Source organism: Dactylosporangium sucinum (genome assembly GCF_014647515.1).
Lineage (GTDB): Bacteria > Actinomycetota > Actinomycetes > Mycobacteriales > Micromonosporaceae > Dactylosporangium > Dactylosporangium sucinum.
This window is the reverse complement of sequence record NZ_BMPI01000059.1, coordinates 22,014-43,832: the sequence shown is the minus strand read 5'-3', so window position 1 is coordinate 43,832 and position 21,819 is coordinate 22,014. Positions and strand designations below refer to the sequence as shown.

General features: G+C 67.9%; 23 protein-coding genes. 13 read left to right on the top strand and 10 right to left on the bottom strand.

Annotated elements, in window-relative coordinates:
* Positions 1–64 precede the first annotated feature (64 nt).
* Positions 65–814 carry a HEAT repeat domain-containing protein gene (locus tag IEZ31_RS41755; RefSeq protein WP_190255668.1) on the bottom strand — a complete coding sequence of 250 codons (750 nt, stop codon included), beginning with the start codon at positions 812–814 and terminating at the stop codon, positions 65–67.
* 662 nt (positions 815–1,476) lie between these two features.
* Between IEZ31_RS41755 and IEZ31_RS41750 the strand changes: the two genes are divergently transcribed.
* From IEZ31_RS41750 to IEZ31_RS41730, 5 genes are all read left to right on the top strand, one after another.
* Positions 1,477–3,486, top strand: a complete 2,010-nt coding sequence (locus tag IEZ31_RS41750; RefSeq protein ID WP_190255696.1) for a DUF8224 domain-containing phage-derived protein — start codon at positions 1,477–1,479, stop codon at positions 3,484–3,486.
* A 32-nt stretch (positions 3,487–3,518) separates the two neighbouring features.
* A complete protein-coding gene (locus tag IEZ31_RS41745; RefSeq protein WP_190255667.1) occupies positions 3,519–3,914 on the top strand; it encodes a hypothetical protein in 396 nt (131 codons plus the stop codon).
* A 277-nt stretch (positions 3,915–4,191) separates the two neighbouring features.
* A complete protein-coding gene (locus IEZ31_RS41740; RefSeq protein ID WP_229836535.1) occupies positions 4,192–5,436 on the top strand; it encodes an acyl-CoA thioesterase/bile acid-CoA:amino acid N-acyltransferase family protein in 1,245 nt (414 codons plus the stop codon).
* A gap of 320 nt (positions 5,437–5,756) precedes the next feature.
* Complete coding sequence (locus IEZ31_RS41735) at positions 5,757–6,347, top strand: DinB family protein (RefSeq protein WP_190255666.1); 591 nt, start codon at positions 5,757–5,759, stop codon at positions 6,345–6,347.
* Positions 6,348–6,455: 108 nt separating this feature from the next.
* Positions 6,456–6,641, top strand: a complete 186-nt coding sequence (locus tag IEZ31_RS41730; protein WP_190255665.1) for a hypothetical protein — start codon at positions 6,456–6,458, stop codon at positions 6,639–6,641.
* 201 nt (positions 6,642–6,842) lie between these two features.
* Here the strand turns inward: IEZ31_RS41730 and IEZ31_RS41725 are convergent, their stop codons facing one another.
* The 6 genes from IEZ31_RS41725 to ehuB all read right to left on the bottom strand — a co-directional run bounded on the left by IEZ31_RS41725 (position 6,843) and on the right by ehuB (position 11,043).
* Positions 6,843–7,223 (bottom strand): hypothetical protein, encoded by a 381-nt coding sequence (locus IEZ31_RS41725; RefSeq protein ID WP_190255664.1) that lies wholly within the window; start codon positions 7,221–7,223, stop codon positions 6,843–6,845.
* A gap of 327 nt (positions 7,224–7,550) precedes the next feature.
* Positions 7,551–7,958 (bottom strand): hypothetical protein, encoded by a 408-nt coding sequence (locus IEZ31_RS41720; RefSeq protein WP_190255663.1) that lies wholly within the window; start codon positions 7,956–7,958, stop codon positions 7,551–7,553.
* A gap of 40 nt (positions 7,959–7,998) precedes the next feature.
* The gene (locus IEZ31_RS41715; protein ID WP_190255662.1) at positions 7,999–8,802 is read right to left on the bottom strand and encodes an amino acid ABC transporter ATP-binding protein; all 804 of its coding nucleotides are present in this window, start codon (positions 8,800–8,802) and stop codon (positions 7,999–8,001) included.
* Positions 8,799–9,458, bottom strand: a complete 660-nt coding sequence (gene ehuD, locus IEZ31_RS41710) for an ectoine/hydroxyectoine ABC transporter permease subunit EhuD (RefSeq protein ID WP_190255661.1) — start codon at positions 9,456–9,458, stop codon at positions 8,799–8,801. The genes IEZ31_RS41715 and ehuD overlap by 4 nt, the downstream gene beginning before the upstream one ends.
* Before the next feature lie 9 nt (positions 9,459–9,467).
* Complete coding sequence (ehuC, locus tag IEZ31_RS41705; protein ID WP_190255660.1) at positions 9,468–10,124, bottom strand: ectoine/hydroxyectoine ABC transporter permease subunit EhuC; 657 nt, start codon at positions 10,122–10,124, stop codon at positions 9,468–9,470.
* Between the two features lie 7 nt (positions 10,125–10,131).
* Positions 10,132–11,043, bottom strand: a complete 912-nt coding sequence (gene ehuB, locus IEZ31_RS41700; RefSeq protein ID WP_190255659.1) for an ectoine/hydroxyectoine ABC transporter substrate-binding protein EhuB — start codon at positions 11,041–11,043, stop codon at positions 10,132–10,134.
* A 237-nt stretch (positions 11,044–11,280) separates the two neighbouring features.
* Between ehuB and IEZ31_RS41695 the strand changes: the two genes are divergently transcribed.
* The gene (locus IEZ31_RS41695) at positions 11,281–11,523 is read left to right on the top strand and encodes a hypothetical protein (protein ID WP_190255658.1); all 243 of its coding nucleotides are present in this window, start codon (positions 11,281–11,283) and stop codon (positions 11,521–11,523) included.
* 98 nt (positions 11,524–11,621) lie between these two features.
* Here IEZ31_RS41695 and IEZ31_RS41690 read toward each other — a convergent pair whose 3' ends face one another.
* Positions 11,622–12,461 carry an SDR family NAD(P)-dependent oxidoreductase gene (locus IEZ31_RS41690; RefSeq protein WP_229836533.1) on the bottom strand — a complete coding sequence of 280 codons (840 nt, stop codon included), beginning with the start codon at positions 12,459–12,461 and terminating at the stop codon, positions 11,622–11,624.
* 114 nt (positions 12,462–12,575) lie between these two features.
* Between IEZ31_RS41690 and IEZ31_RS41685 the strand changes: the two genes are divergently transcribed.
* From IEZ31_RS41685 to IEZ31_RS41660, 6 genes are all read left to right on the top strand, one after another.
* Positions 12,576–13,718, top strand: coding sequence for an RsbRD N-terminal domain-containing protein (locus IEZ31_RS41685; protein ID WP_190255656.1), 1,143 nt, complete (start codon positions 12,576–12,578; stop codon positions 13,716–13,718).
* Positions 13,719–13,802: 84 nt separating this feature from the next.
* Positions 13,803–15,341, top strand: coding sequence for a class I adenylate-forming enzyme family protein (locus tag IEZ31_RS41680; RefSeq protein WP_190255655.1), 1,539 nt, complete (start codon positions 13,803–13,805; stop codon positions 15,339–15,341).
* Positions 15,342–15,604: 263 nt separating this feature from the next.
* Positions 15,605–16,540, top strand: coding sequence for a phosphotriesterase family protein (locus IEZ31_RS41675; RefSeq protein ID WP_190255654.1), 936 nt, complete (start codon positions 15,605–15,607; stop codon positions 16,538–16,540).
* 232 nt (positions 16,541–16,772) lie between these two features.
* Positions 16,773–17,054 (top strand): hypothetical protein, encoded by a 282-nt coding sequence (locus tag IEZ31_RS41670; RefSeq protein ID WP_190255653.1) that lies wholly within the window; start codon positions 16,773–16,775, stop codon positions 17,052–17,054.
* Between the two features lie 166 nt (positions 17,055–17,220).
* Positions 17,221–17,964 (top strand): trimeric intracellular cation channel family protein, encoded by a 744-nt coding sequence (locus IEZ31_RS41665; RefSeq protein WP_229836531.1) that lies wholly within the window; start codon positions 17,221–17,223, stop codon positions 17,962–17,964.
* Positions 17,961–19,229: an amidohydrolase gene (locus IEZ31_RS41660; RefSeq protein WP_190255651.1), complete on the top strand. Its 1,269-nt coding sequence runs from the start codon at positions 17,961–17,963 to the stop codon at positions 19,227–19,229. The genes IEZ31_RS41665 and IEZ31_RS41660 overlap by 4 nt, the downstream gene beginning before the upstream one ends.
* A gap of 271 nt (positions 19,230–19,500) precedes the next feature.
* On the opposite strand, the gene IEZ31_RS41655 is transcribed toward IEZ31_RS41660, so the two are convergent.
* Positions 19,501–20,334, bottom strand: coding sequence for a hypothetical protein (locus IEZ31_RS41655; protein WP_190255650.1), 834 nt, complete (start codon positions 20,332–20,334; stop codon positions 19,501–19,503).
* A 466-nt stretch (positions 20,335–20,800) separates the two neighbouring features.
* The gene (locus IEZ31_RS57265; protein ID WP_229836530.1) at positions 20,801–21,109 is read right to left on the bottom strand and encodes a helix-turn-helix domain-containing protein; all 309 of its coding nucleotides are present in this window, start codon (positions 21,107–21,109) and stop codon (positions 20,801–20,803) included.
* A 140-nt stretch (positions 21,110–21,249) separates the two neighbouring features.
* On the opposite strand from IEZ31_RS57265, the gene IEZ31_RS41645 reads away from it, so the two are divergent.
* Entirely contained in the window at positions 21,250–21,702 is a 453-nt protein-coding gene (locus IEZ31_RS41645; protein WP_190255649.1) for a PH domain-containing protein, read from the top strand.
* Positions 21,703–21,819 lie beyond the last annotated feature (117 nt).

Sequence of the window (21,819 nt, the reverse complement as noted above, 5' to 3'; positions counted from 1 at the left end):
CCCCCGGCGCGGCGAACGACGTCACTCCCACGCGGAGCCACCTGGCTGTGGCTCATCGAGATCGTCAGTCGCGAGCGTGGTGGGCTCGGGCAAGCGCGCAGATCTGCTCGTCGGGGTCGTCCAGCAGGTACGTGACGGAATGCGCGATGCGCTCCGGATCGGTACCCGCGACCTCCTCAACCAGGGCATACAGGGCGTAGTAACGTATTTCGGGCTCCTCATCGAGGCACAGCCGCTGCAATGCGTCGACCGCATCGGGCTCGATTCGCTCCGGGTTCACCAACCCGGGAAGTGCCGCCGCGACGTGGAAGCGAACCCGCCAGTCCGCGTGGCCAGTGAACCTGAGGACCCCGCCGAGCGCCTCCTTCACGCCGTTGAATCCCAGCGCCGAGATCACCCATTGCAGCACCCCCGGGTCGTCCTCCCGGCTGAGCCGATCAACCAGCAGTGGTGCCGCCTCCGCAGTGAACGGCCGATGTCCTGCCTCGTCCTGGCGCCCCAACTCACGCAGAATCCGAACACCGAGCTCCCGCTCCACCGCATCGTCCGACGACAACAGCCGGACCGCCGCCTCGAACACCTCCCGGGAGGGTCGCTCATGCAGGGCAACCAGATGCGAGACGCGGTCATCCGGGCCGGCCTCGACAACTTCGACCCGGGCGGCGGCTAACAACCGCGCCGTGGACATCTGCGCCAACCCAGCGCCGCCATCATTCATCACCCAATTGTCGGCCGCGGCGCAATCAGGTTGATCGAGGCCAGCCAGCACGCAGTCGAGAGAGCCGACCGCTCGCTCATCGGCTTCTTGTTTCATTGCCGTAGGACCGAGCCCGCGTCGGCGGGCGCTGTGGGGTTCGGGCGAAAGGGTCGCCGCCAGTCGGTCGTAGCCGCGATGCCGCGATGAACCTTGAGGACCGGGGTCCTGTGCCAGTTGGGCGACTACACGGCGTCGCGAGCGGCCCCGGACTGTCATCGGACACGCGTGTGGACGCCACTGGCACCGGCCTGTCGCGGGCGAACGTTCACGCCGGCGGGAGAGCAAAAGCGGGAGCACAACGGCCCCCCAAACAGCGCCCAGCCGCACATCGCGTCATGAGACCGGGCCCGGCTCCATGTAACCACGGGGCGGACCGAGACGCCGGCCGCCGCCCGGATCGCGGCATGAGCGTGCACCTGATCAAGCGCGCGTTCACACGGTCCCTCGGCGCGAGCCTGGCGTGCTTGAGAAGTTGCTCGAGATCCACTACTCGGGTCAGGTCTCATTCAGGTCGCAGGCGACCCTCTCGATCTCGGCACGTCACCGGTCAACTGGCGGAACTGCCGACCGCCGGCTCGGCACCCTACCGCCGTACGCGAATCCGGTCGAGTGACCGCCGGCCACCGGCTGTCCGTCCGTGACCGTGCGGACGGCCGGAAATGGGTTTCTCCGATTGCGGGCACTTCGTAGGATCTCCGGTGATCAAGGAGGATGACGCAGTGGGCGATTTCCAGCAGTTCGTGACGGATGTGACTTCACGTCTGTCGGCGATGTCCAGGGGCGAGTTGTACGTCGTCGGCGACGGTCTCGACCGGGACTCACTCTGGCTCACCTTTCTCGATTCCTTCCCCGCCGGCACCAATCTCCGGTTCCGTGAGCGGTCCAAGTACGACTGCTCGACCTGCCGCGGGTTCATCAAGAACTTTGGTAATGTCGTCGAGATCCACAACGGACAGGTCCGCTCCGTCTGGTCCGGGGTGTCTGCATCCGACCCGGTCTTCTCCGTCGTCGCCGCCGCAATGGACGAGTTCGTCGGCACGCTGCCGTTGTCCACCATTTTCCGGTCCACCGAGGCGCAGTACGGGACGAGGACGACCCGGACGCTGCGCGACGGTCAGGTCGAGGCGTGGCACCACCTGCACGGCCGGGTGGAGAAGCGGCATCGCATCACAGACGTCGGCGCGGCACGGGGCACCTTCGACGCCGCGGTGCAGGTGTTCCAGCGTGGCGTGGCCGAGCTGACCCAGCACGCTCTGGACACCGTCGTCGACCTCATCGATGACAACGCCCTCTACCGAGGCACGGAGCATCGCCGGGCGGTGACCGAGTTCCGGTCATTGCAGAACCGATGGACGAAGGCGACCGACAAACGGGCGTTCATTTTCGCCAACGCCATGAACCCGGCGGCCCGGTTCCGCAACACGGTGATCGGCACCCTCGTCCAGGATCTGTCCGCGGGCGTCGACCTGGAGCAGGCGGTCCGGTCGTTCGAGTCGAAGGTGGCACCGCAGAATTACCGGCGCCCCACGGCGTTGATCACTCCGGCCATGGTCAAGGCTGCGATGAAGACCATCGACGAGTTGGGCATCGAGGAGTCGTTGCAACGACGGTTCGCCCGACTGTCCGACGTGTCGGTCACCAACGTGCTGTGGGTCGACAACGACACACAGTCGCGGATGAAGGACGGCATCGAAGGGCTGCTCATGCAGGCGGCCACCACGGGGCCGGCAGGTGCGCGCCTTCGTGACGCGAAGCCGGAGGAGATTCCCGTGGTCGCCTTCATGAAAGACATCCTGCCCGGCGCTGCGACCATCGACCTGTGGGTGTCCAACAGCCACGAACCGAATCTCGTCAGCCTCACCACCGGCCGGCACCCGGCCGCCCCGCGGCTGTTCACCTGGGACAACGATTTCGGCTGGTCCTACAACGGCAATGTCACCGACTCGATCAAGGAGAAGGTCAAGCGGGCCGGCGGCAACGTCACCGGCAAGCTGCGGGTGAGCCTGTCCTGGTTCAACCACGACGACCTCGACCTGCACGTGTTCGAACCCAACGGGGATCACATCTGGTACAAGGACAAGCGCAACAAGCTGGACGTCGACATGAACGCGAGCGGGCCGTTCTCGCGCGAGCCGGTGGAGAACGTCACCTGGACCGGCAAGGTCCCCGACGGCGAGTACCGGATCGAGGTGAACCAGTTCAGTAAGCGGGAAAGCACCCAGGTCGGCTTCGTGATCGAGACCGAGAGCAACGGGAAGATCGAGCATTACAGCCACGAGCGGGCGGTCGGTCACAAGGAGACCGTCGAGGTGGGCCGGATGACGGTCGCCGGCGAGGTGATCGCCGCTTTCCGGCCGGGGAAGGACATGCAGGCGGGCAGTGCAGGCAAGGAACTGTGGGGAATCACCACCGAACAGTTCGTGCCGGTGTCCACCATCATGTACTCGCCGAACTACTTCGACGACGGCGAGGTCGGCAACCGCCACTACTTCTTCATCCTGAAGGGGTGCGTGAACGACCAGCCGACCCGGGGAATCTACAACGAGTTCCTGCGCGGCGACCTGCAGCCGCACCGCAAGGTGTTCGAGGTTCTCGGCGATCGCACCAAGTGCGAGCCGTCGCCGGATCAGCTGTCCGGCCTGGGCTTCAGCTCCACGGTCCGCAGCTCTGTGCTCGCCAAGGTGACCATGACCGGCGGCCGACGCCACCTCATCAGTATCCAGTTCTGATTCCCTACCCCGAAAACCGGAGAGAGGCCATCGTGACCATTTTCGAAAAGGCCACGCGGGAGAAGTTCCGCTACCCGTCGGCCAAGGGACTGCTGACCACGGAACAGCTGTGGGAGCTTCCACTGACCGCCAAGTCCGGCTTCAGCCTCGATGACGTGGCCAAGGCGGTCAACGCCGAGCTCAAGGCCGTCGAAACCGAGTCGTTCGTGGCCACCGAGGCCAACCCGGCCAAGGCAACCTTGGAGACCAAGCTGGAGGTCGTCAAGCACGTCATCGCCGTCCGCCTCGCGGAGGACGAGGCGGCGAAGGCAGCGGCAGCCAAGAAACTGGAGAAGGAAAAGCTGCTGGCAGTCCTGGGCCGCAAGCAGGACGCGGTCCTGGAAGACTTGACCGAGGCAGAGCTGCTGGCCCGAATCAACAACCTGTAGCCCGCCTACGATCAGCGTCTGCCAGCGGGCCTGCACATCGCCGAGAAGTACGGTCGCCATGCAAGACTTGCGCGACCAGGCCGGCACCCACGGCCACTTCTCGGCGAACTCGTATCGGTACGACAGCGAGCGCGACGCCCTCTCATCGACGACCAGCAGGAATCGATCAAGGACCAGCGCGTGGTCAACGCTAGCGTCCGGCGCTGTTGAGTACGCCCTCGATTGTTGGCGCCGGTCGGTCTCGGTGCGCGGGATGATTGAGCTTTATCATCATGTCGTGGGCGTTCGCGATTGGTTCGTCGGCCTGACCGCCGTCGTGGTCGTGGGTGGTGGAGCCGCGGCGTGCTCAGCGCGGCATTCGACGCACGCCACGATCGACGTAGATGCCACGGTCGCCCTGGCTGATCAGCCCGTCCATGTGCGGGTGTCGGGCCTGCGGGCCCGCGAGGCCGTCACCGTCGCGTCGCAGGCCGCAGACGCCAAGGGCCAGCGCTGGCGCGGGGAGGCTACCTTCGCGGCGGACGGCGACGGCGTCGTTGACCTCGATCGGTCCGCGCCCGTGTCGGGCTCTTACGGCGGTGTCGACGGCATGGGCCTGTTCTGGTCGATGGGGCCGGCGACCGGCGATCCGGACGAGGCGTGGTTCAGTCCCGGGTACCCCGACGCGGCAGGGGCGTACGAGGTCCGGCTGACCGTGACCGTGGCCGGCCGGGAGATCGCGGCGCGCACCTTGACCAGGCAATGGACCACGACCGGTGTGACCCACCGGACCCTGACGCTCGACGTCGACGGGGCGGCCGGAGTCCTGTTCCTGCCGTCCCCGGGTGCCGTGCGCCGCACCGGCGTGCTGCTGTTCGGCGGTTCCGAGGGCGGTGTCGGGCGGAAGTACGACGCGGCGCTGCTCGCCTCGCACGGCTACCCGGCGCTGGCGTTGGGCTACTTCGGTGTACCCGGTCTGCCCGAAACCCTGCGCGACATACCGCTGGAGTACTTCGTGACGGCGGCGCGGCTCCTACGCGCGCAGCCGGGGGCCGATCCCGGCGGGGTGGTGGTCAACGGCTACTCCCGCGGCTCCGAGGCGGCGCTGCTGCTGGCCGAGTCCTACCCCGACCTCGTCCGCGGCGCGATCTTGTACGCGCCCAATGACACCGTCTGGTCGAGCTTTCCCGGCGGTGGCAACGCTTGGACCATCGGCGGCGTCCCGGTGCCGCGGACCGCGATACCGGTCACCCACGTGGCCGGTCCGGTCCTCGCCATCGCCGGCGGCAAGGACCGGCTCTGGCAGTCCGTCGCGCAGGCGCAGCGGATCATGCAACACCTTGACGACGCCCGCGTCACCGCCGGGCACCAGGCCCTGATCTATCCGGACGCCGGCCACGGTGTCGGCAGCTTCCCGTACCTCGCCGCGGGCACGTCGTCCCCGGGCACGGGTGTCGCCAGGAGCTTGGGCGGCACCCGTGACGCCGACGCCGCGGCCCGCAGCGACGGCTGGCCGAAGGTCCTCGCCTTCCTGGCCGCCTGAGCCAGCCCCCCGGCCGTCTGGCTGGCGTCCGACGCGCCTCCGGCCTGCATCTACTCAAAGGACAAGCCACCCATCAACCAGCATCTACATAACGAAGCCGGGCCGCCGTGCTAGCCGGAACAGAGCACGAAGACGGGGCCCAGCCGCACATCGCGTCATGAGACCCGGCCCCGGCTCCATGTAACCATGGGCCGGACCGAGACGCCGGCCGCCGACCGGATCGCGGCAGATCAGGATGCTGGTCGGTCGAGCCGGGCGCTGAGATCCAGCATGCGACACCTCGGACGAATGGCTCAGGCTCATCAGGAAGACTGGCGGGCATGGCTGATCTGGGCGACCCGAAAGCTGCGCTGCACCACTACCTCCAGGCGACTCGCGATGACCTGATCTGGAAGCTCGACGGCCTGAGCGAACGCGAGGCCAGACTGCCCCGCACCGCGACCGGCAACAACCTGCTGGGCGTCCTCAAGCACTGCCTCAACGTCGAAGCCGGCTACTTCGGGCCCACATTCGGGCGCGAGTTCCCGACACCTGAGGACTTGGTCTCCACGCAGGCGTTTGAGGAGGACCCGCAGGCGGACTGGTACGCGCGGGACGGCGAGACGAAGGATGGACTCATCGACCTGTACCGCCGCGTGGGGGTGTTCGCGGACCAGACGATCGAACAGCTGCCCCTCGACGCGCCGGGGCAGGTGCCGTGGTGGCGGCCAGGCGGACGGGACGTGACGCTGCACAGGATCATCATCCATGTAACCTGCGACCTCGCCCGCCACGCCGGACACGCCGACATCATGCGCGAACAGCACGACGGAGCGATCGGCTGGCAGCGGGAGAACACCAACATTCCCCACGAGTACGACTGGCCGGCGTACGTCACGAAACTGACGAAGCTCGCTGACCGATTCGAATAGCGGTTGGGTCCGTCAATACAGTCGGCCAGGTCCGCATCCGCTCATCGGCGGCTGCGGGTGCCATGCGTCGGTCAGGTTCGTCACGCCGCGTTGCGCGCGGATCGCGGCATGACGATTGCGTGCTGCCCGAGCTGCGAGCCGGAATGCTGCGCGATCGAAGCGCGTGTCCGCCGTGAGGTAGGCGACCGGCGCGGCGTTCGCTGGGTGGGCGAGCGGCGAACGATGCTGTTCGATGCCGCGGCCTACGACGCCGAAGTTGGCCACATCGAGACCGACCGCAGCTGGGAGTTGTGACCGCAGCGTCGAGCCCGGCCTCAGCCGCCCGTCCGGCACGGGCGTGGGTCAGCCACGGCGGACGGCACCGCCTGGGACGTTACGAGCGCGACGATCTTCCGTTGGCCCGCCCACGCCCGGGTCGCGGCAGATCCGGAATTCAAGATCGTCGGTTCGCGGTCGGCCGTCGTTTCGTGCCGCTCGATCTGCGTTTGTAGCGGGTTAGGTGCGTTGTAATGTCGCGGCATCCGGGCCGTCGTCGGGGCCGGGGATCACCTGGCATGCTTGGTCGATCGTTTCGTCACGAACGAGCCCGTCGATCGTCTCGATCATGGCGGTGATGCCTGGCCTGGGGATGATGACGAGGTCCGTCGACCAGAAGTAGCTGCCGCCGGCGGCTTCGCCGGTTTGCGCCCAGCGGCGTAGCACTGCATCGATCGCGTCGAGGGTCATGAGGCTCACGTAGTAGGTCGGGCCGCCGGTGACGGTCACGTAGATGTCTTGGTCCCGAAGTTGTTCAAGGTCGCGTCCGTGGTCCGGGAAGCGCGCGACGAACCGCTCGTGCTCGATGCGGAGGAGGTGTCTGTCCTTCGTGATTTCCACGGTGAGCCTCGTTCTGTGTCGACGTGTTCAGGGTGCCGCAGCGCCGACACCATGCGTGCTGCTCAGCGGGCAAGGACACCATTGGGTCGCACTGGACTACCGGGCGTGCGGATCAAACGGTGCGCCCTCGGTCGCCTGGATCGACAACGAGATGGAACAGCAACTCCAGCTCGCGCCCGACTTCCGCGCCCTTGTTGAGCGTCTCGTACCATCAGTCCACCTTCCCAGCTGAAACCGCGCGGACACCCGCCGCCGTCCGACCGGACCACCGGGCACGGTCAACGGTCGGAGCGGAACGCCCCTGCCCTGCGCCCGCAGCGCGGCAGATCAGGAAGCCTGATCATCGCGGCGAAGGGTGTGGATCACGCGAGCTCCGTCGGGCCAGGGGTGGATCGGAGTTTCGTCGTTGGTCCTGTCCACGGCCAGCACTGTCGCACGCGCGCACAAAACGAACCCGGCCTCGGGTCGGGTGGACAGCGTCAGACTCAGGTACCGATGCTGATGCCGTTCTGGCATGTCGGCGAACGCCAGGATGTCCTCGCGTACCGGATTGGCGGCGGGCGCCAGGATCAGCGGCTGATACGACGAGCGGAGCTTGACCGCACGGACGTCCTCGAACAGGACGTTGAGGTGGTCGGCGTCCGCGCCTTCGGCGTGAGCGTGCAGCAGCAGTTGTGAGTGGCTGACGCCGTAGCGCCACACCCGGAAGCGCCGATCAAGCACGATCCGATTCATAGACAGATCATCGTGGCGGCATGGCTTGGCGGTCCGTGGGTCAGTGTTCGCTCAGCCGGCTGAGGAACTGGCGGGTCCGAGCGTTCTGCGGGTCGCCGAGTACCTGTCCCGGTGGTCCCTGCTCGATGATCCGACCGGCCTCCATGAAGACGACCTCGTCGGCGACGTCGCCGGCGAAGCGCATCTCGTGGGTCACGATCAGCATCGTCACCCAGCTGCGCTCGGCCAGCCCCCGGATGACCGAGAGCACCTCGGCCACCAGCTCCGGGTCGAGCGCCGAGGTCACCTCGTCGAACAGCAGCACGGACGGGCGCATCGCGAGCGAGCGGGCGATCGCGACGCGCTGCTGCTGGCCGCCGGAGAGCTGGTGCGGTCGGCTGCCCGCCTTATCGGCGAGGCCGACGCCGGCGAGCAGTTCGCGGGCCTCGGCCTCGGCGCGCGCCCGGTCGAGCTTGAGTACCCGGCGCGGGGCGAGCGTGATGTTGTCCAGCACGGTGAGGTTCGGGAACAGGTTGAAGTGCTGGAAGACCATGCCCACCTTGCGTCGGACCGGTCCGAGGTCCCGGGCGTGCGCCTTCACGTGCGGGCCGTTGATCTCGACCCCCTCCACCCTGATCGACCCGGCCTCGATCGGCTCCAGCATCGCGACCGTGCGCAGGATCGTGGTCTTGCCCGATCCGCTCGGGCCGATGAGGGCGATGCGTTGCCCCGCCCGTACCGAAAGGTCGATGTCGTCCAGAACTGTTGTCTCGCCGTATTTCTTGCGGACGGCGGTGAGACTGATCCCGCTGCCCGCCAGGTGGTCAATGGCGGCGACTGGCGCCGTATCAGGCCCGTCGGTCATGAGCGGGCTCCCTTCCGCGAGATGCGGCGCTCGATCGCGCGGATGGCGAAGGAGGCCGGCAGGGCGAGGGCGAGGTACATGGCGCCCATGACGGTGAACAGCGTCGTGTACTGGAACGAGGTGCTGGCGAGTTTGCGGGTCACCCCGAGCAACTCCAGCACCGTGATCGCGGAGAGCACCGCGGAGTCCTTGAACATCGAGATGAGGTTGTTGCCGAGCGCCGCGAGCACCGGCGGGATCGCCTGCGGGAGGATCACCGTGCGCAGCGTGGTGACCGTGGAGAGGTTGAGCGTGCGGGCGGCCTCCCACTGTCCTTTCGGGACAGACAGGAAGCCGCCACGGAACGCCTCGGCGGTATAGCAGGAGAAGTGCAGTCCCAGGGCGACGATGCCGAGGGTCAGCGCGTCGATGAGCACGCCGTAGCGGGGCAGCACGTAGAAGAGGAAGAAGAGCTGGACGAGCAGCGGCGTGTTGCGGATGAACAGGATCCAGCCGGCGACGACTTGCCGCAGAACCGGTACGCGCAGCACCTGCACGCAGGCGAGCAGCAGCCCGACTACCACCGCGAGCACCATGCCGACTCCGGTGGCGATCGCGGTGATCCGCAGCCCGTCAAGAAGCTCGGGCAACACCGAGCGCAGGTAGTCGCGGTCCACTGTGGGCTCCTAACGGTGCGGGGACGGGAGGCGGCGGCGGTAGAAGCGTTCCAGCAGCCGCATCCCGCCCGACAAGGGCATGGACATCGCGAAATACCCCACCAACAACAGGGTGTACGCGAGCGTCAGGTCCAGCACACCGGTGGTGGCCCACTGGTTGATCGCCCGGGTGAAGTCCGAGACCGTGATCAGGGAGACCAGCGCCGACGCCTTGAGCACGTCGATGAGCGTATTGCCGGCGGGCGGCAGCATCGTCGGCACGGCCTGCGGGAACACCACCCATCGCATCCCCTGCCACCGGCCGATGCCCAGCGTCTGCAGGGCTTCCCACTGCCCTCGCGGCACGGCATTGACGGCTCCCCGCACGATCTCCGCCCCGTAGGCTCCCGCGTTGAGACCCAACACGGCACATCCGACCGTCAACGGTGGCAGGACGATCCCGAACTCCGGCAGCACGAAGTACGCCCAGAACAGTTGCACCAGGGCCGACGTACCCCGGAACACCTCGACGTAGGCCCCGGCGATCAGCCGTACCACGCGCAGTCGGCTCAGCCGCGCCAACCCGGCCACGAGGGCGACCGGGATCGCGACGAGCACCGCGACCGCGACCACCACGAGGGTGACGAGCGCACCCCGCAGCAACGAGTCGACGACGGTCTGGGTCATCGCGCCGCTATTTCCAACTCGCGTTCGGGCACAGCGTCTTGGCGGTGACGTCCTTGGGCGGCAGGGTGTCCTGATCGTACCCATACGGCGACTCGAGCTTCAGCAACTCACCGTTGTCGATCATCTTGGCCAGTTCGTCGTTGAAGTCGTCACGCAACGCGGTGTCCTGCGGGCGCAGCGCCCACGCGCCATACGCGATGACCTCCTTGCCATCGACAATGGGACCCTTGAAGGGGGTGGCGATCTCCAGCCCGTTGGCGCCGTAGTTCTTCAGGTCCTGCACGAGCGAGAATGTGCCGTTGAGGTACGCGTCGGCCCGGCCCTGCCGGACCGCCTCGACACCGAGCGCCTCCTCCTGGAAGAGCTGGATCTGGCTCTCCTTCACGCCGGCCGCCTTGGCCCAGTCGATCTCCGCGTTGCCGGTCTGAATGGCCACCTTGACGTCGGGCTTGGCGAGGTCGGTGAAGCTGTGGATGCCCTTGGGGTTGCCGGTGCGCACGAGCGCGCCTTCGAGGTACTGCGCCATCGGGTTGGTGAACGCGACCTGTTCGCAGCGCTTCGGGGTCACGTAGAAGGGGAATGCCGACATGTCCCAGCGGTTGGCGATCAGGCCCGGGATCATCGCGTCGAAATCGACGAGCACGGGGTCCACATTGGGCACCCCGAGCTTGGCGAGGATCGCGGTGAGCACGGCCGGGCCGCTTCCGGTGAGCTTGCCAGTCTTGTCGTCGGTGTAGGAGAGGGGCTTGTTGTTGATGAAGGCGATCCGCATCGATCCGCGCTTGCGCGCGTCGGCGAGGGTGTCGCTGGTGGCGCTGCTGTTCTTATCCGTGCTCTTGCCGCACGCGGCGAGCACCGCGCCGGCACCCACCGCCCCCGACAACGTGAGGAATCTGCGCCTGGTGACAAAATCAGCCATGGTTATCTCCTGTCCGAAATATTGAACACAGTCCACTTAGGTGCGCTTTCCGTGCTGGTCGACGACTTGTATGGCGCGAACGGCCCGGAGGATCGAACCGAGCGCCCGGGAAGGGCCAGAACAGGCCAGCCGGGCCGTTGACCGACGAAGCGTTCAGTCGGCGGGCGCCCAACCGGCAGGCCCGCCGAGTCGGTTCGGTCGCCCGTCACCGACGCCACGCAGTCGATCTCGACGAGCATGCCCGCCACGCTCGGCGAGTACAGCGGCCACGGCGCTACCGGCGGCAACAAACGCGGCCGCTGCCACGCCGCCGAAGTCCTGCGACACGGCAGCGAGCACCGCGCCGGCCGCTGCCGCCGCGGCAAGCAACCACCAGCCGCGCAGCCGCTGCCACCAGTGTCGCAGCGCCCACGCCAGATCATCCCAGCGACGCTTGCCAATCTCGTATCGACCGCGACCAACGCCGAGACCTGTGAGTGAAACCCGGACCGTGAGGATCACCCACGACCCGCCTCGGCCATCACCGCCGAGAAGCACTTTGTGGGGACCGGCCAGCTGATGACCCAACGATCACGGCGTCATCGAGCACCAGCGGCACGGCCACCCCGCGTCGCACCGGCCTCCGTCACCGATACCTCGATCGCCTCGGAGTGCATGGCGGCTCCTGCGTCGACCGGGAGCACGACGCCTGTGACCCACCGCGACCGGGGGTCGGCGAGGTACAGAACGGCCTCCGCGACGTCCCACGCCGTGCCCTCGGTGCCGAGCACGTTGAGGGAAGCCCGCAGCGCCCTCGTCGCCTCGTCGACGCCCGACTTGGTCGAGACCATCGGGGTGTAGACGAGTCCGGGCGCGACGGCGTTGACGCGAATGCTCTCCCGTCCGTGCTGGCTGGCCATCGCCTGGGTCAGGCTTATGACGGCGCCCTTCGTGGTGGCGTACGCAACGGCCGCGTGACCGCCGCGCAGACCAGCGAGCGAGGACATGTTGATGATGGAGCCGGCGCCGGCTTTGCGCATCCGCGGGATGCACGCCCGCGAAGTGAGCACCATCGACGTGAGGTTGACGTCGAGGCACCGGCGCCAGGCCTCGAGATCCACGTCGACGACCGTCCCGGGCGGGCCGGCGATTCCCACGTTGTTGAAGAGGATGTCGAGGCGGCCGAAGTGGGCGACGGTCGCGGCGACGACTTGCTCCACCATCTCGGCGTCGGTGACGTCGCAGCGGAACACCGCCGCCTCGCCGCCACGCTGCTGGATCATGTCGAGCGTGTCCTCGACGGATGACTCCATGTCCAGCAGCGCGACACGCGCTCCTTCCTCGGCGAGCCGGATGGCCGCCGCCCTGCCGTTGCCCACCCCTGGACCGACCGATCCGGCTCCGGTGACCACCGCCACCAGCCCATCAAGCGCTGCCATGCCTCCCATCGTGGGACACCCGCCGTCCCGGCGATAGGGCGCGCTGTACAGCGATCGCGGGCGCCGGTTGTTCGGGGATACAAACGAGGCGCTCGCGGACCTACTATCAGGCGCGTGGCCAAACCGACATCTGCCGAGGCGATGGCCGGCGTGCTCGCCGCGCTCGACGCCGAGACCGAGACCCTCGCCGCCGACGCGGCGGCCGCCATCTACGCCGAGCTCGAGGGGTACTCCGCCGTTCCCGGCGAGGCCATCCAGCGGTCGATGCGGTTCAACGTCACGCGGGCCGTCTCGACGCTGCGATCCGGCCGCCCTCCGACGTCGATGACGCGCGAGGAGGCCGAGGCAACGACCCTCGAGCGTGCGGAGCAGGGCGTGCCGATCGACGACATCATCCGGGCCTACCGGCTTGCGCTCCGCGTCATCCACTCCCGCTTCTTGGAGCTTGCCTCGGGAGCGGGGATCAAGCCGACGGCGATCCTCGACTGCTCCAACCTGCTATGGGAGGTGGGGGACTGGTTCACGGCGGTCGCGGCCGTGGCGTACCGACATCACCAGGTCGAGGTCACGGTCCGTCAGTCGGTGCGCAGGACGGAGCTGTTGCGCGACGTTCTCAGCGGAATGCTGTCCGGCTCCGAGCTGTGGAAGGCGGCGGCGACTCTCGAGCTTGACGAGTCCCAGCACTACGCCGCGTTCTGCATCCCCCGGGCCGAGGGAATCGACGCGCTCGGCCTCGCCCGCTCGACCCGGGGCGGCGTCGCCGAGATCGCCGGGCAGCTGTTCGGGCTCGTGCACGATAGCGGCGACGCGCGGCTCCCGAAGCGGGTCGCGATCGCCGTCGGACCGGTGCGCCCGCTTCCGCTCCTGCACGACTCCACCCGCATCGCGGCACGCATAGCGGAGCTCGTCGCGGACGACGAGCCGGGCGTCTACCGGGTAGAGGACGTGCCGTGGAGCCTGGCCGCGCACGCGGTCCCGGAAGTCCTGACGATGCTGCGAGGGAAATACATCGACGCCGTTGGCGAACGCGGCCCGTTCGGGGAGTCGCTGCTGGCCTCGGTGAAGGCGTACCTCGCGGCCGACATGAACATTGCGGCCGCGGCCCAGGTGCTCGTCGTCCACCCCAACACGCTGCGGTACCGGCTCGCGAAGTACGAGGACATCGTGGGCGTCCCGCTCTCGCAGGTGAGGGCGATCACGGAGCTCACCATGGCGCTCGACCTGCGTCTCCCCGCGAACGCCCCGGCGCCGCGCTGATTGTACGAGGCTCCAACGAACGCGGACGGACGCTGACACGCCATCCATGGCGGGTGCCCCCGGGCACCTGCCACCGTGTCGTGCATGCCACCCGGAACGTTCGCCGAGCTTTGGTCGGCGCGTATCGCGAGCACCCCCGGCCAGATGTTCCTCCTCTTCCAGGACTCCGACGGGTCGGTGACGCGCTGGACGTATGGCGAGTTCGACGTTGCGGTCCGGCGCTGCCAAGCGCAGCTTGCGGCGGTCGGAGTCCGGCGCGGCGACGCCGTGCACGTCGCGCTGCGGAACTGCCCGGCGTTCGTCGCCCTATGGCTCGCGTGCGCCGCGCAGGGCGCCTGTCTCGTCCCCGTAGACCCGTCGTCGTCCGAGCGCGATCTCGTCCAGCAGCTCAACCGCGTGCGTCCCCGGGTCGGGTTCTGCGGCACCGGCCGAGCGCTCACCTACCGCGCGGCCGCAGCCCCTGTCGGCCTGACCTACATCGCACTCGCTGAGTCAGCCTCGGACCTCGAGCAGCTCGGGGCCCCGTTGGCGCCCCCGCGGATCGAGGTCGCGGAGGGTGACCGGCTGGCCGTGATGTTCACCTCGGGAACGACATCGCAGCCCAAGGGCGCGGTCGTCACCCAGGCGAACTACCGTGAGGTCGCGCAGGTGATGTCGAAGATCGTCGGTCTGGGCGCGGCGCATCGCTGGTACGTCACGCTGCCCCTGTTCCACGCCAACGCGCAGTACTACTGCTTCGCCCCCGCCATTGCCGCGGGGGCGAGCGTGGCGCTCACGTCGCGGTTCAGCGCCAGCGGTTGGGTGCGGGGCGCCCGTGAGCTCGAGGTGACCCATGCGAGCCTGTTCGCCGCGCCGATCCGGATGATCCTTGCCCGGACCGACGAGGCGGAGCGGCACCTCGCCCTCGAGCACGTCTGGTTCGCCCAGAGCCTCGGGCGCGTCCACTTCGAACGGTTCGCAGAGCTCGTGGGCGTCCCTCCGCGCCAGCTCTACGGCATGACGGAGACGCTCGCCATCGTCTGCGCCGATCAGGACGCGGTCCCGCAGCCCGAGCTCATCGGACGGCCGGCGGGGGGCCGCCACGTCCGGCTCGTGGATCCCACAACGGGCCGCGCCCCCGCGGTCGGCGCGCCCGGCGAGATCCGGGTCGCAGGGGTCCGCGGGCGGTCCCTCTTCCTGGAGTATTTGGACGCCCCGGAGGCCACCGCCCGCGCGTTCGAGGTCGACGACGCCGGCGTGACGTGGCTCCGGACCGGGGACCTGGCGGCCGACGTCGGCGACGGTGTCCTCCGGTTCGTGGGCCGAGCCGACGACGTCATCAAGGTCGCCGGCGAGAACGTGAGCCTCACCGAGGTTGAGGCCGTCGTCGCCCAGGCGCCCGGGGTGCTCGAGGCCGCGGTCCTGTCGAAGCCCGATCCCGTGCGCGACGCGGTGCCGGTCGCCTACGTCGTCCCGGTCGATCCGGCCGCCCCGCCGAGCACCCGAGACCTGGAGGCCTGGTCGCGGGACAACCTGTCTCCCGCCGCGCGGCCGCGCGAGTGGCACGTCATCGACGCCCTGCCCCGGACTAGTGTGGGCAAAGTCCGTCGCTTCATGATCGACCCGTCCCTGCCCGATGGGTAGTCCGCTCGCCCCGGTTACCCACCCGTCACCGTCGATAGAAAGCACATGCGCACTGAGGCACCAGCCGTCACCGCGCTTGCAGCAGCGGGTCACGATCGCCCGTGCGCTCGCTGCGCGCCCTCCGTGCCCCTGTTCGGATCGGCGAGGTCGGCCCGCCGGCCCAGGTGCTCGGTAAACCTCAGAACCAGCGGGCCTTTCATTTCCGCGTCGGGCCCTCGACCATGTAGTGCCCCGACCGACGACACAACAGATGAGGAGCGCAAGTGACCACACGACAGGGATCGGTTCAGACCGTCACCGGGCTGATGGATCCGGCGGATCTGGGGATCACGCACAGCCACGAGCACGTGATGTGGGACTACTTCCAGATGATCCGCAGCTACGACGTGATCTTCGACGACGAGAACGTCGCCACCGAGGAGGTCCGCCTCTTCGCCGCCGCGGGCGGAGGCTCCCTCGTCGACTGCACCACCACCGGGCTGGGACCTCAGCCCGAGGCGCTGCGGCGCATCTCCGAGGCGACGGGCGTCAACATCATCCTCGGGTGTGGCTGGTACCGCGAACCCGTCTACGTCCCCGAGGTGTCGGAGCGCACCTCCCGCGAGCTGGGCGAGATCCTCGTGCGTCACATCACTGAGGGGTTCGAAGGAACGGACGTGAAGGCTGGGTTCATCGGCGAGATCGGGACCGAGCGGCACCACATCAGCCCCCGCGAGGAGCGGGTGTTCCGGGCGGCCGCATACGCCAGCACGCGTACCGGCGCGCCGATCTGGACGCACACGACCCATTTCGGCGAGCTCGCCCAGGAGCAGATCGACCTGCTCGAGGAATGCGGCGTGCAGCCGGAGAGCATCGTCGTCAACCACCTCGGCGACCGCGAGGACACCGATCACCTCCTCGCCATCGCGCGCCGGGGCGTCTACATGAGCATCGACAACATCGGCTACTCCGGGGAGGGATACCCGAGCGACGACGTGCGCTTCCGCAGCATCGAGGCGCTCGTCGAGGCCGGATTCGAGGATCGCGTCATGCTCGGCACGGACGTGGGGACGAGGGCGGCGCTCAAGACCTACGGCGGCCGCGGCTTCGCTTGGCTCATCGAGTCGTTCATCCCGCTGATGCGCGACCGCGGCCTCGACCCGGCGCTCATCGAGAAGTTAACCGTACACAACGTCGCCAGGGCCCTGACCATCGCCTGACGGGCGGAGCCGGCGTAACGACCGCCTCACGGGCGCTCGAGTCGCAACTTGAGCCCGCGCGCGAGCGCGTCGACATCGCCGTCGAGGGCTTCCCGCGGCGCAGCCGTGAAGAGGAAGTCCCCTCTGGCCGATGCGTTCGGCTGGTGCGCCTGGTCCGGCGTTGGATGGTGCGCGGCCTGATCCCTAGGTGCCTGAGCGGGCTCTGCGGCGCTGGTTCACGGCGAAGTACAGATTGGACATCATGGCCGGTTGCCTGGGATACCAGACGGCGGAGGCCGCCTGGCTGCTGCCGGACTTCGTCGCGTTCCTGGACGAGCACGGCCAGACCACGGAGACCGTTCAGGCCGCGCTGACCTGGGTCCGCTTCCGCGAGAACGACGTCGTCACGACCGTCAGCCCGCGACGGATCACCGCGGTCCGCTCGACGACACTCACAACGCGTGCGTGGCTCTGCCGGCTTGATGCGTTGGCGCGGTCGGCTTGGAGTTACATGCCGCTACCCGGGTACCCCTGACGCGGATGATCCAGCTTGCTACCTGCCGGACGGCGGGGGAGCGGGCGCTGACGCTGGTGTTGCGGGTGATCTTCGGGTGGTGACGGTCCGTCGAACGGACAACCGTTCGATGATGCCGATGCGGCGCCGGTTCGCGGTCAGTGCCGGGAGGCGATTCGGTATGTCAATGTCGGATACCGCGTTGAATGCGCTGTTCCGCGGCCTGGACCTGACCGGGGTGTTCGCCAACGCCATGCTCGGCGGATTGATGGCCCGCGGGGAACGGCTCGACCCGATCGGCTTCGGGGTGTTGGCGATCCTGTCCGGCCTGGGCGGCGGTCTGATCCGGGACACGCTGCTCCAGCACGGCACGCCGGTCGCGCTGACCGACTACGCCTACATCATCACCGCCCTGGCCGGCGCGGTGGTCGCGTTCTTGCTACGCCTCGAGGGTCCGCTCTGGGACCGTGGATTCCTGTTCGTGGACGCCCTCGCACTCGGCTGCTGGGCCTCTGCCGGTGCGCAAAAGACGCTTTCCGTCGGCCTCGGATGGCTTCCGGCGGTACTGCTGGGCACGATCACCGCGGTCGGCGGTGGCATGGTTCGAGACGTCGTGCTGCGTCGGATTCCCGGGATCTTCGGCGGCACCACCCTCTACGCGACGTCCGCCTTGTTCGCGAGCGTGGTGATCGTCGTGCTCCACCACCTCGGCATGCCCTCGATCGGGTTGGTGGTGTCCACGGCGATCGGGGCCGGCCTGACCCTGCTGGCGCGGTGGCGTGGGTGGCGGCTCCCCGAGGCGTACACGTGGCGGCCCAGCCAGATCTGGGCGACATATCCGCGGCCGCACTGGAGGAGGCACAATCGTGAGAGCGACGAGTCTGTGCAGCGAAGCGACCGATCCCCGCCCGACACGCCGGAGTCGCCATGACAACCTCGCACACCGCCGACCCTCGGCTCGCCACCGTGCTGGCCGGGTTGGCGGGCCTGCGCAACCGGCAGGAGGAGTTCTATCGCGATCTGCACCGCCACCCCGAACTCTCCCACGAGGAACGGCGCACCGCAGGCCGGGTGGCGGGGCGGCTGCGGCCGGCCGGCTACGAGGTGCACGAGGGCGTCGGCGGCACCGGCGTGGTCGGCGTGCTGCGCCATGGCAAGGGCGCGACGGTGCTGCTGCGGGCCGACATGGATGCGTTGCCGGTGCGCGAGGCCACCGGCCTGCCCTATGCGAGCACCGCCACGGCCACCGATGAGGACGGCCGCCAAGTACCGGTGATGCACGCCTGCGGCCACGATATGCATGTCAGCTGCCTGACCGGCGCCGCGCAGCTGCTCGCCGACGCCCGGGACTCCTGGCACGGTACCGTGGTCGCCCTGTTCCAGCCAGCCGAGGAGACGGGCGACGGCGCCCGGGCCATGCTCGACGGCGGCCTGGCAGACCGCATCCCCGTCCCCGACGCGGCCCTGGCCCAGCACGTGCTGCCGTTCCCCGCCGGGAAGGTCGGCACCCGCACGGGACCCGTGCTCTCCGCGGCAGACAGCCTGCGGATCACGGTGCACGGACGCGCGGCGCACGGCTCGATGCCCCAGGCCGGGGTCGATCCGGTGGTCCTGGCCGCGAGCATCGTGCTGCGGCTACAGACGATCGTGGCCCGCGAGATCGCCCCCGCAGAGCCAGCCGTGCTCACCGTCGGCAGCCTGCAGGCCGGCACCAAAAGCAACGTCATCGCCGATTCCGCGAAGCTGCTGTTGAATACTCGCACGTACAGCGAGGCGGCCCGCACCACGATGCTCGACGCCATCCACCGCATCGTCGCCGCCGAATGCCAGGCGTCCGGATGCCCACTGGACCCGGAGTTCGAGCACTACGAGCACTACCCGGTCACCGTCAACGACGAGGTCACCACGGCGCGGGTGGCGCAGGCGTTCGCCGGCTTCTTCGGCAACCGCGCCGTACGGTTACCACGTCAGTTCGCCAGCGAGGACTTCAGCGATCTTGCCGCCGACCTGGGTGTTCCGTACACCTATTGGGGCATCGGCGGGATCGACCCGGTCACCTACCGCGCCGCTCAGCGAGCCGGCCGGGTCGACCAAGACATCCCGGTCAACCACTCGGCGAAGTTCGCCCCGGTCATCCAACCCACCCTCGACACCGGCACCCAGGCCCTGGTCACCGCGGCGCTCGCCTGGTTGTGACCTGCACAGCGTCCCAGATGGCCCCGACCGTGAGCCTCGCTGCTTTGCGTCAACCAGGACGACAGCCACCGCCTCTCCGAGGCCACCACCGGGTGCGGAGTCGTCGCCCTCACCTGACCCCCACGAGCAACACTCTCGTGGGGAGAAACCCTGTCCGCTGGGGAGAAACCATGTCCGCCAGCGGGGATCATGATCTTCCGCCGTTGGCGATTTCAAACTGTCCGTTGACAGATTGGCTGGCCAACAGCCAGGAGTCAATACGTGATGAGATCTACCGGGCGCTTAGCACGGCAAGGGCGGATGCTTCGAAAACGTATTGCTCGAACTGTTGGCTCCACTGGCTCGTAGGCAGGCCGACGCTGTATTCGCCCGCGTCACCCTCCAGAAAGAAGTAGCCGAGGTTCGCCTGTGATTTCGTGAGTGCAGACAGCCGGAATCCAACCGCCTGGGGTCGCGGTGCAACGAAGATGAGCCGGCGGTCGGTGAGGACGAGCAGGCAGTTGACGGCCGAGTCCGGACGTACGGAGGCGCTTGCGACTGCCTTCACCACCTCGTCGTCAGGCAGGTTTGCGTCGACGAGTTCGACGCAGCGAGCGGCCCCGACGAGGATTTCCCGACGGATTGCCGGCGGCGTGGCGTCAATCGCTGCAATGAGGTCGGGTCGGTTTACGGTGACCGAGGGCTGGGCCGGTTCAGCTATAGCGATTGGCTCGATCGGCTCGATCGGCTCCTGGCTTGCCGTCGGTTGGCTGTACGTGGCTGGCGGTAGATCTGAGTAGCCCGCCGGTGCGGCGGGGGCCTGCGTCGGAATTCTAGCTGGTGCTGGTATCGGATGATGCTGTACCGACGACCGTGCGGCGACGGCCGCCTGGTTGAGAGACAAGGCCAAATGCGGCTCGTCACGGACCGCTTGCCGCAGGGCACGCTTGATTTCAGACTCGTTGGCCCGCTGAGTGCCCAACCCGTTGAGGAGATGCGCCTGCCCGCGACGCTGTAGAGCCGCCGCGATCGTCTCGTACAGCGCACGCGCCGCCGGATCTTGTAGCACGGGGAGGTGCGGTTTCAAAGCGCTGATCGATTGGTCGACGACCGTGATTGAGTCCATCGGGGCCTCTTCGTTGTGTGGCAAACGCAACGGCTATGTCGCCCGCGAGCGCGGATCCGACCAAACTCGAACGCTCGAGGACGCGATCCGTTTGTTCGCGCCGGTATCACGACTAGAAATGCGCGATGTCAAGGGCGCCGCCACCGGCCGTTGAGCGCCGCCCCTCAATACATAATGATGTCCTACCAGCCAGACGTCATCGGCCAGCCGCGGCCGATCCGCGGCGAACGAGCCCCATTGAGGCGACGGTTGGCTTGCATGAACACGACCCCTGGGCCCGGCAGTGTGGGATGATCGGCAGTCATCGGCTCATGCGGTTCGACACCCGCCGGCCGAGGGTTCGTGCACCGGCGCTTGACAAAGAGGAGTGCCTACGTGTTGCTGGCCAGGTCCGGTCAGGCCGGTGGGTCGACGACCTGACCTCTTCGGAATCGCCGAAGTGGTGATCGAAGGGACGTTCGGGCTTCTAGGCGACCGGGCTGACGGTCACCAGTACAGTCCGTGCTTGATCATCCGTTTCCCGTCCAGGTCGTAGGAATGCCGGTGCGATGAACCACAACCGACGCAAGCACGAGGCGGGGCTGGCGCGCAGGCTGTTTCGGCCCAGCTCGAACTCGATGCGCCGCTGCCCCCAACGCGGATGCTGCCGGCGCAGTTCACAGATCGCCGCATCCACCTCCGGCGATGTCTGGGCCGGATGGGCAGGCGGCCGGTGCGAGCCGTCGGTCAGCCCGTCCAGGCCAAGGGACCGGTACCAGCCAAGCCAGCGGTGCACCGCCTGTCGGCCTCCATTTGATCCGTTACATCAGCTTCACTTGAAGGGTGACGGTCGGCTGACCTCCTCGGGTTCTGCTGTCACAGTGCGTAACTGGCGTGCACGGTTCGCCGGAACGGTCCTCTGTAGCATGTCGAGCCATGAACCGCATCGTGATGAGACCACGTATCCAGATCCCTTTCCTGGTTCTGGCTTTCACGCTGTGGACCCTGCTGGGCGTCGTCTATTTCACGTTCGGTGACGTAGTAGCGAAGCGCGACTGGGTGGGCATCGTGCTCGGATGCCTACTCATCACGAGCGGCGTGGCCGGGATCTGGCGAGCCCTTCGACTCGGCGTGGTAATCGACGAAAAGGGTGTCCGTGTCCGCGGCTTCGACAGCCGCGACCAACTGACACCGTGGAGCCGGATTCAGTCGGTCGACTGTGTACAGATCGACGTACGAGGAGGCTTGCCGCTCTTCGCTCCCGCCCTCCTGCTCGATGATGACGCCGACTCCATGCCTCTCCCGGCGCTTGGCTCGTACTCGCGGCAAGACGTCGAACGCAAGGCCGAACAACTGCGGAGCCTCAAGAACGACGCCACGCGTTCCTGACCGGGATGCAAGACAGGCGCCCGACCGGCAGTGGAATGAGGACGATGCGGACCGGAGAGCTTCGCCCAAAGGTTGGGCATGGCACGCCACTGGCCGCACGCACCTTCGAGCCGCTGC

Excerpts from the sequence above, each read along its gene's own strand:
- IEZ31_RS41755 (WP_190255668.1), bottom strand. The coding sequence starts at position 814 with ATGAAACAAGAAGCCGATGAGCGAGCGGTCGGCTCTCTCGACTGCGTG.
- IEZ31_RS41735 (WP_190255666.1), top strand. The coding sequence starts at position 5,757 with ATGGCTGATCTGGGCGACCCGAAAGCTGCGCTGCACCACTACCTCCAG.
- IEZ31_RS41730 (WP_190255665.1), top strand. The coding sequence starts at position 6,456 with ATGACGATTGCGTGCTGCCCGAGCTGCGAGCCGGAATGCTGCGCGATC.
- IEZ31_RS41720 (WP_190255663.1), bottom strand. The coding sequence starts at position 7,958 with ATGAATCGGATCGTGCTTGATCGGCGCTTCCGGGTGTGGCGCTACGGC.
- IEZ31_RS41715 (WP_190255662.1), bottom strand. The coding sequence starts at position 8,802 with ATGACCGACGGGCCTGATACGGCGCCAGTCGCCGCCATTGACCACCTG.
- ehuC (WP_190255660.1), bottom strand. The coding sequence starts at position 10,124 with ATGACCCAGACCGTCGTCGACTCGTTGCTGCGGGGTGCGCTCGTCACC.
- ehuB (WP_190255659.1), bottom strand. The coding sequence starts at position 11,043 with ATGGCTGATTTTGTCACCAGGCGCAGATTCCTCACGTTGTCGGGGGCG.
- IEZ31_RS41695 (WP_190255658.1), top strand. The coding sequence starts at position 11,281 with ATGCCCGCCACGCTCGGCGAGTACAGCGGCCACGGCGCTACCGGCGGC.
- IEZ31_RS41690 (WP_229836533.1), bottom strand. The coding sequence starts at position 12,461 with ATGGCAGCGCTTGATGGGCTGGTGGCGGTGGTCACCGGAGCCGGATCG.
- IEZ31_RS41680 (WP_190255655.1), top strand. The coding sequence starts at position 13,803 with ATGCCACCCGGAACGTTCGCCGAGCTTTGGTCGGCGCGTATCGCGAGC.
- IEZ31_RS41665 (WP_229836531.1), top strand. The coding sequence starts at position 17,221 with ATGTCGGATACCGCGTTGAATGCGCTGTTCCGCGGCCTGGACCTGACC.
- IEZ31_RS41660 (WP_190255651.1), top strand. The coding sequence starts at position 17,961 with ATGACAACCTCGCACACCGCCGACCCTCGGCTCGCCACCGTGCTGGCC.
- IEZ31_RS41655 (WP_190255650.1), bottom strand. The coding sequence starts at position 20,334 with ATGGACTCAATCACGGTCGTCGACCAATCGATCAGCGCTTTGAAACCG.
- IEZ31_RS41645 (WP_190255649.1), top strand. The coding sequence starts at position 21,250 with ATGAACCGCATCGTGATGAGACCACGTATCCAGATCCCTTTCCTGGTT.